The organism is Pseudoalteromonas sp. APC 3358, from assembly GCF_030408075.1.
GTDB lineage: Bacteria > Pseudomonadota > Gammaproteobacteria > Enterobacterales > Alteromonadaceae > Pseudoalteromonas > Pseudoalteromonas arctica.
The window spans coordinates 194,401-206,662 of sequence record NZ_JASDCE010000008.1 but is presented as its reverse complement, the minus strand read 5'-3'; the positions used below and the strand labels follow the sequence as shown (position 1 = coordinate 206,662).

Genomic DNA, 12,262 nt, shown 5'->3' with positions numbered 1-12,262 from the left:
TATGACTATAAAAGATAGCCGTCGTTCCAAACTAATTTATACCATTGCTGCATGGACAATAAGCGGCATGATTTTCTTTCCAATTTTATGGACGTTAATCACCAGCTTTAAAACGGAAGCTGAAGCAATTTCAGCAAGTCCAAGCTTATATGCATTCGATTGGACACTCGAAAACTACCGCGATGTACTGTCACGTTCGCCATACTTTACCCATTTTTGGAACTCTGTAGTTATATCGCTAGGTTCAAGTTTACTGGGTTTATTAATTGCTGTACCTGCTGCGTGGTCTATGGCTTTTGTACAAACTAAAAAAACAAAGCATTTATTAATGTGGATGCTTTCAACCAAAATGTTACCGCCAGTAGGCGTACTTATTCCGATTTATTTATTGTTTCGTGACTTTGCGTTACTCGATACAAAATTAGGTTTAGTGATTGTAATGACACTCATTAACTTACCAATAATGGTATGGATGCTTTACACCTACTTTAGAGAAATACCAAACGAAATACTTGAAGCTTCACGTATGGATGGCGCAACAATTGGTGAAGAAATATTTCATGTTTTATTGCCAATAGCCTTACCAGGTATAGCCTCAACGTTATTGCTAAATGTTATTTTATCGTGGAACGAAGCGTTTTGGACACTTATTTTAACCGCTGCAAATGCTGCACCTTTAACGGCATTTATTGCCAGTTACTCAAGCCCTGAGGGGTTATTTTACGCTAAGTTATCGGCAGCATCTGCCATGGCCATTGTGCCAATTTTAATACTTGGTTGGTTTAGTCAAAAACAATTAGTGCGTGGATTAAGTTTCGGCGCAGTAAAATAGGAGAATACACATGGGCAGCATCACACTAAAACAAGTCACTAAAAACTTTGATGAAGTAAACGTAATTAAACCGCTCGACTTAGAAATTAAAGACGGTGAGTTCATCGTTTTTGTCGGTCCATCTGGCTGTGGTAAATCTACATTACTTCGTATGATCGCAGGTCTTGAAGATACCACCAGTGGTAATATAGAAATTGATGGCATTGACGCTACAAAAACACCGCCTGCAAAAAGAGGCTTAGCAATGGTGTTTCAATCCTATGCGTTGTATCCGCATATGACCGTGCGTAACAATATTGCTTTTCCTTTAAAAAGAGCCAAGGTAAGCCCTGCAGAAATCGAAAGTAAAATTGCTAACGCCGCTAAAATTCTAAATTTAACTGATTATTTAGACCGAAAGCCTGGGCAATTATCGGGCGGTCAGCGCCAGCGTGTAGCGATAGGGCGCGCAATTGTTCGTCAGCCTTCGGCATTTTTATTTGACGAACCACTTTCAAATCTTGATGCGTCACTACGTGTAAATATGCGTTTAGAAATATCTGAATTACATAAAAGTTTAGCTACAACAATGATTTATGTTACACACGATCAGGTTGAAGCCATGACAATGGCAGATAGAATCGCGGTATTTAATGCCGGTATTATTGAACAAGTAGGCACACCTTTAGAGCTTTATAAAAACCCTGTAAACAAATTTGTAGCTGGTTTTATTGGCTCTCCAAAAATGAATTTTATAGATGATCCACAAAATGAAGATGCGAATGTTAGCTGTATTGGTATACGACCAGAGCATATAACACTCTCTACTGAGCAAGGTACTTGGGCTGGAACTGTAGGTGTAATTGAGCATTTAGGATCGGAGAGCTTTTTACATATAAATATTGAAGGCAAAGGGACCGTAACAGTAAAAGCAGATGGTGATTGCCCATTAAAATATGGCGACAGTATTTACCTAAGCGCACCTGCAGATAAAGTATTAAAGTTTGATAATAACGGTTTAACTATTCGCTAAAGCCAATTTTTAATTACCTTAAATAGCACCTTTATAAGGGTGCTATTAACTAAATTCTAATTACATAATCCTATGAAACCTAGGTATTTTTTATTAAGGAATGGTATATTTACAATTATAAATAACAAAAACGTTATTGATAAATAGATATTCCAAAATTAATAAAATAATTTATATAGCAGCACATATAATTAAAATTATGTAATGAAAATAAGGATTTAGTTTTCCTTCTATTTTAAGAGGTTTACGTGGTAAAGCTATCAAATACAGAAATTAGAAAGCTAGATGATGCAGCCAGAGCAGGGTGGTTATATTATGTTGGCGGTAACACACAAGATGAAATAGCTAAAAAGCTAAATATATCTCGTCAATCTGCACAAAGAATGGTCGCATTATCTGTGAGCCAAGGATTAATTAAAGTTAGACTTGACCACCCGATTGCTAAATGTATGGATTTGGCCGAAAAATTAAAAAGCCGTTTTGGGTTAGATTCATGTGAAGTTGTACCGAGCGATCCCTCAGAACCTTCATCTACATTAGGTTTAGCTCAAGCTGGCGCGGCTGAAATAGAACGTCATTTAAAATCAGAACAACCCAAAGTACTTGCTATGGGAACCGGTCGAGTTTTACGTTCATGTGTAGATGAGCTAAGAACTGTTGATTGTCCGCAACATAAAATTGTAGCAATGCTAGGTAATATGGCTTTGGATGGATCGGCTTCACCTTATGATGTTGTAGTAAGAATGGCCGAACACACCAATGCAAAACATTACCCAATGCCATTGCCAGTTTTACCAAGAAGTATTGAAGAAAAAGAACAGTTACATGCACAACAAAATATTACCGGTAATTTAAAACTCGCTAAAGATGCCGATGTAACATTTGTGGGTATTGGTAGCTTAGGTGAAAAATCGCCATTACATATAGATGGTTTTATTGATGCGCAAGAACTTAAAGAGTTACAAGATCTTGGTGCCGTTGGTGAAATGATTAGTTGGGTGTTTGATAAAAACGGTAAGCTTTTAGATTGCACAGTTAATCAGCGTGTAGCAAGTACGCCATTAAAAACAAATGCTAACAAACAGATTTATGCGATAGCTGCTGGTGAAGAAAAAGTGTTAGCCATTTTGGGCGCAGTAAGGTCAAACATGATCAGTGGATTAATTACTAACGAATATACAGCTGAGCGTTTACTTAGTATTGATTAAACAAATTGATAAATAAAGTATCTGTATTAGTAATACTAGTTATTGTAATAAAATCACTTAATGTCCGATACCGTCTAGTATTGGACATAGCAAGGGCGCATTTAAGCGCTCTTTCTATATATGCATTAACTACCTATAATTTATATTATGTTAAATAGCATAAATAAATACATAACCAAGTTACTCACCTTCATTAATTAACGTATAAACGCGATATTTTGACTATTTAATAAGCATTAACCTACTTATCTTAATAGTTAGTGCCTTACCCATTTACGGTATTAGCTTCTTGAACATATAAAAATACCGCTTGGTTATTAATATAATCAAGCGGTATTACAATGATTGCCTATTCGCCACTTTACCCAATCAAACTTAACGTATTGAAACAAATAGCTTTTTAATAAACCTAGTAATTCACTAGAATGTTTTATTATTCATAAATTCACTAATAAGCTCAGACACTTTATCTGGATGTTCATCAATAACCCAATGAGCGGCTTTATCTATCCAAATCAATGATGAATTTGGAATTGCTTCTTCTAACATTGGCGCATACTTTGGCTTTTGAAACTTGTCTTCTTTACCCCATATTATGAGTGTTTCATGAGGTAAGCTTTTAAGATCGCCTGTAATAGCTTCGGTATATTCTTTATTGAGCCTGCGCATGTTACTAAATAAAGCGGCTTTTCCTTTTTCATTACTCCATGGTGCTAAGTATATTTTCATCAACTCTTCAGTCATTACGCTCGAGTCGTAAACACCTTTGGGCATGAAATCTCTTAATGTATCCACAAATTCAGCTACAGTTGTTTTTTCTTCTACACCTGGTTCTAGCAAAGGTTCAAATTCTGGTATTGGCCAAGAGTCAAAACATACACTATCAATTAAAACCAACCCGTTTACTTTATCCGGATGATTTACAGCCATTAATTGAGCAACACCACCACCAATATCATGTGCAGCAATATTAACTTTAGAAATACCGAGTTCTTCCAAAAACTTACACATTATTCTACATTGCGCATTTATAGATACATCGGTGTTAATTGGCATATCAGATTCACCAAAGTTTAGTAAATCAGGCGCTATTACTCGATATTTTGATGCAAGTTTTGGCATCACATTTCGCCATAAAAATTTATTGGTTGGTATTCCGTGTATCAATAATAAAGGTGTTCCTTGTCCCATTTCTTGATAAGCAATTTGATGACCTTCTACTGTAACGTACTGTGTCTTGTTCATAATTTTGCCTCTTTAACTTTAAAAATTATAATATTTAGTAAACTATAAAATTAGAATATAGCCTTATAAAGCAAATTCCGTCCCAATATGAGTATTTATTAGTTATTAAAAAATCTTAATGTTTTAAAAGTTAAACCCCTGTGATACGTGGGCTCTAGGCTAAATAAATTTACTGACTTTATAATATTGCAGTGTTTAATAATTGTGATTATCAAACCGCTTTAAGAAGTGTGAAACGATGACTCGTATACATGCAACAATTACAAAAGCGTAGTTTGTAATACTTTGAAGGAATAATTTGAAATAATTATTCTTATTAAAGAACTTTTACAAATTTAAATACATTAAAGGTTCATATACGCAAAAGCACTAATAAATATTAGTGCTTTCAAAAATTATAATTTAACTTTTTAGTAAGCTATAAATAAAAAATAGTTAACCGCCCTACTGTTTCTATTTATCATTCCAAAAAATATCTAATATTTTCTATTAATACACTTTGCTTAACTGGCTTCAATAACAGGCCGTTAAACCCAAGCTTCACATACTTGTTATCACTATTTTCGTTTTCACTAAATGTATGAGCGATAATTTTTGTTGCTGATGCGTCAGCATGCTTTCTTATTTTTAGCATTGCGTCGGTGCCTGTAAATTGCGGCATTACTATATCCATTAAAATAATATCGTAAATATTTTGAGAAACCATAAGTAGCGCCTCTATAGCACTTGATGCGAAATCTATTAAAATATTTTCTTCGTTAAGCATTTTTCTAATTACTATTTCTATTAGCAAGTCATCATCTACTAAAAGCAGTCGTTTAGTTTTATTTATTGGCGTTACTTTAAACTCGATAACTTCAGCCATATTTTCAATAGTGTTTTTCATGTTTTACCTCATTACTGTTCCAGTAATATACGCTAATTTATAACGATTTATCTTTTAAAATGCGTGTTATTTGATTTATTAATACACCTTGTTTTACTGGTTTTAATAGCATGTCATCAAAGCCCTGGTTAACGTATTTTGAATCTGTATCGGGTGTCGATGTATGCGCAATTATTTTAGTTTTCAAATTGTCACTGTGTTTTTTAATTTTTAACATAGCGTCAGTTCCCGACAATTCTGGCATTACTATGTCCATTAAAATAATGTCGTAACTGTTTTGCGATACCATCAACATCGCTTCTATTGCACTGCGCGCGTAATCTATTTTAATATTCTCATTTTTTAGCATCGCTCTAATTACAATCTCAACAAGAGGATCGTCATCAACCAGTAATAGCGTGTTTTGGTGTTTGTTAGTTACTAAACTCGCTTTTACTAAATCATTATTTGTTAACGAGCTACTTGGTACTTCTTGCTCGTTGTCTTTACCTTTACTTTGTTTGGTTGCTATGTTGACCAACATAGAAAGTGATATCGTTGATTTATTCGCGTTACTACTTACAGTTATCGCTTTACCACCTAACATTTTAAATATTGAAATAAAAAACTTTAACTCTAATGACACGTCTTTATCATCTATAAAGCGCGTTATATCATCACCCGATATACTTTTAAGCTCAGTTATAAAGTTACTACTGTCGATCAAATTACTTAATGAAAAATCGAGGTATAAGTAATTACGTTTACTTTCATTTTTAATCTGAGCGTTAATTGAAAGCGTTGTATTATTTGATGAATCCAAAACCTCAGTCACTAATTGAATAACCAATTGAGAAATTAACTTTTCATCGCTTGCGACCGTTAATTCAGGCGTAATATTATTTTTAAGAACGATTCTTTTATTTTCAGCCTCTTTAGCTAAAATCGACATATTATTATTGATCATTTGATTTAGGTTTACGTTTTTGGCCTGAAGCTTTAACTTACCTATTTCCGATTTATTTATATTTACGAGTTGTTGAATTACACTTTCGAGCTGGTCGCATGCATCAGAAATATTCCCCACATTGTTTTTAAATTCGTTAAAGCTTATTGGATCTTTAGATATTTCAACTAATGACTTTAAAGATGATAAAGGCGTTTTTAACTGACGACTAAGCCTTGTAACAAATTTTTCTTTTAATTGATTTGTCTGTTTTGATTTTTCGAGAACATCAGCGAGTAAACATTCTTTTTGATGTGCCTCTGTATCATCTCTAAAGTAGCAAACGAAACCATTAAAATCTGTATGTCTTTGTAATACAGTTATCCACTTCCCGTCTGTAAAACCTATATCTATTAATTGGTTACGGTCATCATCAAGCTTATGATGTTCATGGTAGTGATTTATAATATTATGCTGCTGCGCAATACTTATCAGCTGGCTATACGATAGCTGACTGTTTTGTTTATTCACCTGTGCAAATAAAAGATTAAAAGCATTATTGGTAATCACAGGAAATTCGTGGCTATTAAAAATAGCAAACCCATGCGGCAATGCATCCAGCGAACTTGAAAAAAGCTCCTCTCTATTGAGTATTAACTGATTTTTTTGTTTTATTTCACTGTGTAAACGCCTTGGCAAACGTAAAAAATAATACACAAACGCGAATACACAAAAAGAGATTAACCCTAATCTAATTAAACTGTATTTAGTTATTTGTGGTCGTACTATTTTATTCATTGGTTGCACATGCAAGCGCCAAGTAGGAGGAAAACGACTGCTTAAAGCGCTAATACTATTTTTAATTATACTCGGGTTTACTTCTCCTTGTTTTCCTAAAGTAAACTGTGGTGTTGCTATAAAAACGTTATAATTTTCAGTGTTTAATTTGCCAATAACGGCTTTTAAAAACTTACTTAAATCAAATGCTGTAAGTGTATAAATAGAGCCTTGTTTTATTTTTATTTCAGAAATTAAGAAGGCCGTATCAGCAACCGTAAATACTTCTACTGCTTGTTTATTCGCTCTTTTATTAAATTTTTCTAACCAGTTTGTAAACCCATACGCGGCTAAATCAAAATTATTTTTTGACCAAAGTGCAAGCTGGTTATACTCAGAATCAAACACAACATACCCTTTGTAAGTTAAATTTTGTGAAACCTGACTCTGCACTAAATTACTAAGCTGCTCTTTTGTATGATTATTTTGGCTTTGTAAAAAGCCTGCAATAACTAAATCTTTTTGAGATATATACAATCCTTGATTATCAAATCGCTCTAATGCATTAAATAACGTTTTACGTAATTGCTGGGTTTGTTGATTGTAATTACTTTGCAGCTCCTTTTTTTCAATAGTATAAAGAAGTAATGCAGTGAATGAGCATAATACTAATGCAATTAAAAATGCGACGGGCGCTAAACTAAATACATGAATATACTTTTCACCATAATTTTTTTTCGCAGGCTTAGTACTTTGATTACTTACTGAATCTGAATTTTTATTTAACTGTGTCTGTAATAATTGAGCAAATGAAATAAACTGATCTTTTTGTGAACCTATTAATGTTTTAGGTGCTAAATCGGCCATCAGCACTACGCCAATTAATTTATTAGTGACACTATAAATTGGATATTGTGCATAAAAACGAATTAATTTGTGCGTGTTGTTTGATACATCATCAAAAAAAGTATCTTCAAATAAATATAGTTTTTCTTGTGTACAGCGTTGTTGATAGCTTAATAACTCATTTTCGACGCTTTCTTTATCGTTGCAGGTTATTAACTGCTCTGAATAAACTTCTCTAAAATCGATAAATTTAACAATCGGAACATCATAAAACTGTTTTAGTAGTGTTAGCGTTTCTTTAATTTCTGTTGATATTTCATCAGTTGGTGTATCTACTAAATTAGCATGTGAAGTAAATATATTTGAGGCGTTCATTGACGTTCTCCTTCCCCTTTTGGGGGAGTATGTATCCACGTTGTACTGTTTTGGCCGCTATGTACGGGCAGTAAAACTTTAAATGGTGGTGTTAAGCTACTAAGTGCTGGTTCGCCTGTGGTGATATTAATTACTTGTTCTGCATTAACTAAATTAAGTGATGTTTTGCAATATGTAATGCCTGGCTCAATCCCTATTAAGCTCAGTGTTTCACTAATAATAAGGTTATTTACTAAATCAATACCGGCGAGCTCAAATGTAGTTTGTAAAATAGTGAAGACGAGTGTCTCTACAATGTTTTCATCTTCTTCTAAGCGTGTCCCTTCTGGGCAGCATATAGTGCCAAGCTCTATATCAAAGTTTGTTCCTATAAGAACGAACTTAAGCGCTTTAAGTGCTTCTTTTAAGAGGGATTCTGCTTCGGGTAAATATAAATCAAGTATGTCGCCTTGCGATTCGTACCCTGCTTGGCATGTGTCACATGATAGCGCCAACTCTCGACCGTCGGTTCCTACAAGTGGACGACCCAAAGCGGTCAAGCCAACTAAACAACTGCTGTCGGCCGGTTGCTTATCTATTTCAAAGCTTTCACAAGGTGAGCCTGTTACTACTTTTTGCGATACATAACGAGATAGAATTTGTTCACTATTAGCTGGGCATTGTTGTGGCGTACTTCTTAATAACTGACCAATAACGGTATTACCTAACTGCCCTATTGCATAATTTGGACCTTGCTGCAGCGCATTTATATAACTTACATTACCGGTATTATTTAGTTTACTCACACCTTGGCTGTCTGTTGCTTCATCGCTTAAGCCCTTTAAACACGGATTACCTTGGCAATTTGGTGCATCGTAATAAACAGCTTCTCGTGAGGTAAACCTATCATCTCTTATGCCTATTAATGCCCTGTACGTGTTATTTGCTCCACGGTCTGTATAAAATATGAGTGGTGCTTGGTGCTCATCAAAACTTACTGCAATACCGAGTGGTCTATTGTTAGCGTCGACTACAGTAATTTGATTATCTACCTTAGTTTGATGGCGCTTAATAAGGGCATCCCTGACTAAAATCACCCCACCAATTGAGCCAATAATTAAAATTGTAATAATTAATATAAGCTCAATAGTTAGTATGTACCCTTGTTGAAAATGCTTTTTCATATCAGGCTCCTATAACACTTCTACAAGCATTTTAAGTACGTTCATTACTTGTAATGCTGCGGGAAAAAACACCAATACCAAAAACATCGGAAAACAAATTAAGATAATGGGAAAGGTTGTGTGCATCGCTTTTTTGTTTACTTTTTTAGCGAGTAAAATGTTCTTTTTTAAAGCTAGGCCTTCAAGTTGAGCCTCTACTGCTTGGATAAGTGGCGTACCAAGTTTTGACCCTATTAACATTAAGTTGGCGAGCTTTTTAATTCCTAATACGCCAGTTCTTTCAAAAAGTGAATTAAATGCAAATTCACGATCTTTACCTGCGCTTAGTTCGAATAAAAATAACTTTAGCTCTTTGTATAATGGGTGTTTTTGACTTAATCCATGATCAACCGCCAGTGCAAATGAGCGCTCTAGTGAAAATCCAGCGCGCATGTAAACCAGTAACACCCGTAAAAAAAACTCTAAGCTATTATTTATAACGGTTTTACGTTGGTTTTTACGTAATAAAAACCAACATTCTGGTGCAAAAAAACACATAAAACACAGTAATAATTTAATCGATTGGCTCAGCTCATAACCTGTTAGTTCTATAACCGTAAATGCACTAAAAGTAGCAGCCACTTTGAAGCAGTACAGGCTTATTAATATTTTATTAATTTGAATCCCTGCTTGTCTTAGTTGACGTTTAGAGATGATGATTAGCGGATACCAATTAATGTTTTTAGTATCGGGTTTATCTAATTCAACTTTAAGAGATTGCCTATGAATATGGATAAATGACCCCATACTTACTAAAAGTCCGATAAGTAAAAGTATATCAATCATAATGTTACCCTTAAGCTAAGGCGTAGCCATAAAAAACCAAATAGCTGACAAAGAAGCGCAACCGTTATAAATGCAATCCCATTAGGGTCGTTTAATAATGGTTCAAACCAGGTTGGATCGGTATAGCTAAATAAAGGAATTAGTGCGTAAGGTAAAAAACCACTAAATACAGCAGCGTATTTAGTGCCCGAAAGCTTAGCTTTTAGCTGTTGGCGGTCGAGGGTCCGAAGCGACATCATGTTGCATACGCTTTTTAGCATGTCGGTTAAATCACACTGGCTTTGTGTATGTGTAATGATGCTATGAGCAAACAATCTTACGGTTTCGCAGTTGTATCTTTCAATTAAAGGGGCAAACGACGTTTCGGCATCGCTACCCATGCTCATGCGTTGTATTAGTAAGGTGCTTTGTTTTTTTATATATGGGTCTGCATGTTCATCAGCAAACTGCATTGATTGCTGTAGCGATAGCCCCGTGCTTAAACACGATTGTACGGTTTCAATAAATTCTAAAAAATGATGCTCAAATTTTGCTAATTTATAATGAGCCAAGTCAATCACAGTTATAAAACAGGTTACAAAAACCACGATTGAAATAATAAACGCGCTGGTTGATGCCTCTGGATAATATAATTTAGCTAAAAACCATGAGCTACTAGAGAGCGAGCACGCCATGCTTATAAACCAGGCGTTACTTATGTTTAAGCCTAGCACTCGTAGTGACAGAGTAAGTACGTCTTTTTCTTCTAAAATATCTACTTTTTTAGTGCCTTGGCTGCTTTTATTTTTAGCATACAAAGAAACCAACACACTAGTTGCAAGTACAAAGGTTATAACCGCTGCTATAGCTAATAAATAATCAAGTTTAGTCATTGTTAGCCTCCGGGTTATTGTGCAGTAATGCTTTTAATTCTTGTGCATTTGCGCCTTGGCCTTTCATAAACTCAATAACACTTGAGTTATCTATTAACTCACTTTGTACTGGCTCTGCTTCATTAATACTATAAAGCGGGCTAAAATGTGCGCCGCCATTAACACGCTTAATTTCACCAATACTTTTTAGAGTTCGGGTGCCATTAGTTGAGCGAGAAACATGCACAATAAGTTGAATACTCGACGCGATTAGCGAACTTGTATGGGTATCGCTCAGTTGTGCATTGTGTAACTGCACTAAGGTAGATAAACGAATAACGGCATCATTTGCGCTGTTAGCATGTATGGTCGTCATCGAACCTTGGTGACCACAGTTCATTGCTTGGAGCATGTCGATTACCTCGCCTGAGCGTACCTCTCCAACAAGTATTCTATCTGCGCGCATTCTAAGGGCTGCTTTTACTAAATCTCTTAGGCTTACTGCACCTTTACCATCGCTGTTTGTGTCGTGAGCTTCTAATTGCACAACGTGGTTGTGATGCAAATTAAGCTCAGCACTTTCTTCAATGGTTACAACTCGTTCATTTGGGTTAATTGAGTTAGCAAGTACGTTTAATAATGATGTTTTACCTGCCCCGGCATTGCCACACACTAAAATATTAACGCCTGTTTTAACTGCGCTTTTTAAAAATGATAAGATGTTTTTATCTAAAAAATGATTATTAACTAAAAAGTCATCGTTTATTTTTTTATGATTAAACTTACGAATCGATACAATAGCTGCGCTGGTACACGCAGGCGGTACAATAATATGAACACGGCTACCATCTTTTAGTTTGCCATCAACAATTGGCATAAGCGCATTGACTTGTCGGCCACAACCATCAAGTAAGCGATCAACAAATCGGCGTAAATGTCGTTCGTCATCAAACTTACTGGCTGTGCAAAGTAGTTTGCCTTGTTTATCAATCCAAATATCTTGCGTGTCGTTTATTAAAATATCACTCACCTGATCGTCCAGCATAAACTGTGCAATAGGACCCAGACCCTGAATTTCATCAAATACAGCCTGAACAACCTGCTCTTGTTGGTGTTGATTAAATGAAGATTGATTAAATTGTGGAATTTCACTGCACAAAGCAGAGATTTTTTCGAGAACATTACTTGATAAAAGCGCGGTTGGTTCTTGTTCGTACTCTTCGATAACAGCATCGTGCAATAGCTTTTTAAGCTCTTCAAAGGTACTTAAACTGGTTTGAACTTCTTCATGTTTGCTTGATAAATTAAACATAAAAA

The 12,262-nt window shown here is 35.1% G+C and carries 10 protein-coding genes; 3 read left to right on the top strand and 7 right to left on the bottom strand.

Features of this window, described 5'->3' with window-relative positions:
• Nucleotide 1: 1 nt before the first annotated feature.
• The 3 genes from QL995_RS13955 (at nt 2) to QL995_RS13945 (ending at nt 3,052) form a co-directional block, all read left to right on the top strand.
• Entirely contained in the window at nt 2-832 is an 831-nt protein-coding gene (locus tag QL995_RS13955; protein WP_024589367.1) for a carbohydrate ABC transporter permease, read from the top strand.
• 10 nt (nt 833-842) lie between these two features.
• Nucleotides 843-1,844 carry an ABC transporter ATP-binding protein gene (locus QL995_RS13950; RefSeq protein WP_002960876.1) on the top strand — a complete coding sequence of 334 codons (1,002 nt, stop codon included), beginning with the start codon at nt 843-845 and terminating at the stop codon, nt 1,842-1,844.
• A gap of 248 nt (nt 1,845-2,092) precedes the next feature.
• Nucleotides 2,093-3,052 carry a sugar-binding transcriptional regulator gene (locus tag QL995_RS13945; protein WP_002960874.1) on the top strand — a complete coding sequence of 320 codons (960 nt, stop codon included), beginning with the start codon at nt 2,093-2,095 and terminating at the stop codon, nt 3,050-3,052.
• A 420-nt stretch (nt 3,053-3,472) separates the two neighbouring features.
• On the opposite strand, the gene QL995_RS13940 is transcribed toward QL995_RS13945, so the two are convergent.
• The 7 genes from QL995_RS13940 to QL995_RS13910 all read right to left on the bottom strand — a co-directional run bounded on the left by QL995_RS13940 (nt 3,473) and on the right by QL995_RS13910 (nt 12,257).
• Nucleotides 3,473-4,297: an alpha/beta hydrolase gene (locus tag QL995_RS13940; RefSeq protein WP_197112801.1), complete on the bottom strand. Its 825-nt coding sequence runs from the start codon at nt 4,295-4,297 to the stop codon at nt 3,473-3,475.
• Nucleotides 4,298-4,757: 460 nt separating this feature from the next.
• Nucleotides 4,758-5,183: a response regulator gene (locus tag QL995_RS13935; protein WP_010552799.1), complete on the bottom strand. Its 426-nt coding sequence runs from the start codon at nt 5,181-5,183 to the stop codon at nt 4,758-4,760.
• 37 nt (nt 5,184-5,220) lie between these two features.
• The gene (locus QL995_RS13930) at nt 5,221-8,106 is read right to left on the bottom strand and encodes a hybrid sensor histidine kinase/response regulator (protein WP_290294419.1); all 2,886 of its coding nucleotides are present in this window, start codon (nt 8,104-8,106) and stop codon (nt 5,221-5,223) included.
• A complete protein-coding gene (locus QL995_RS13925; protein ID WP_290294417.1) occupies nt 8,103-9,269 on the bottom strand; it encodes a hypothetical protein in 1,167 nt (388 codons plus the stop codon). The genes QL995_RS13930 and QL995_RS13925 overlap by 4 nt, the downstream gene beginning before the upstream one ends.
• Before the next feature lie 9 nt (nt 9,270-9,278).
• Nucleotides 9,279-10,094 carry a secretion system protein gene (locus QL995_RS13920; protein WP_024589372.1) on the bottom strand — a complete coding sequence of 272 codons (816 nt, stop codon included), beginning with the start codon at nt 10,092-10,094 and terminating at the stop codon, nt 9,279-9,281.
• Nucleotides 10,091-10,966: a type II secretion system F family protein gene (locus QL995_RS13915; protein WP_024589373.1), complete on the bottom strand. Its 876-nt coding sequence runs from the start codon at nt 10,964-10,966 to the stop codon at nt 10,091-10,093. Before QL995_RS13915 ends, QL995_RS13920 begins: the two co-directional genes overlap by 4 nt.
• The gene (locus QL995_RS13910) at nt 10,959-12,257 is read right to left on the bottom strand and encodes an ATPase, T2SS/T4P/T4SS family (protein ID WP_165741300.1); all 1,299 of its coding nucleotides are present in this window, start codon (nt 12,255-12,257) and stop codon (nt 10,959-10,961) included. Before QL995_RS13910 ends, QL995_RS13915 begins: the two co-directional genes overlap by 8 nt.
• Between the last annotated feature and the right edge of the window lie 5 nt (nt 12,258-12,262).

Bases quoted from the DNA above. Each gene is read 5' to 3' on its own strand.
- QL995_RS13910 (WP_165741300.1), bottom strand. From the start codon at position 12,257: ATGTTTAATTTATCAAGCAAACATGAAGAAGTTCAAACCAGTTTAAGT.
- QL995_RS13935 (WP_010552799.1), bottom strand. From the start codon at position 5,183: ATGAAAAACACTATTGAAAATATGGCTGAAGTTATCGAGTTTAAAGTA.
- QL995_RS13925 (WP_290294417.1), bottom strand. From the start codon at position 9,269: ATGAAAAAGCATTTTCAACAAGGGTACATACTAACTATTGAGCTTATA.
- QL995_RS13930 (WP_290294419.1), bottom strand. From the start codon at position 8,106: ATGAACGCCTCAAATATATTTACTTCACATGCTAATTTAGTAGATACA.
- QL995_RS13915 (WP_024589373.1), bottom strand. From the start codon at position 10,966: ATGACTAAACTTGATTATTTATTAGCTATAGCAGCGGTTATAACCTTT.
- QL995_RS13950 (WP_002960876.1), top strand. From the start codon at position 843: ATGGGCAGCATCACACTAAAACAAGTCACTAAAAACTTTGATGAAGTA.
- QL995_RS13955 (WP_024589367.1), top strand. From the start codon at position 2: ATGACTATAAAAGATAGCCGTCGTTCCAAACTAATTTATACCATTGCT.
- QL995_RS13920 (WP_024589372.1), bottom strand. From the start codon at position 10,094: ATGATTGATATACTTTTACTTATCGGACTTTTAGTAAGTATGGGGTCA.
- QL995_RS13940 (WP_197112801.1), bottom strand. From the start codon at position 4,297: ATGAACAAGACACAGTACGTTACAGTAGAAGGTCATCAAATTGCTTAT.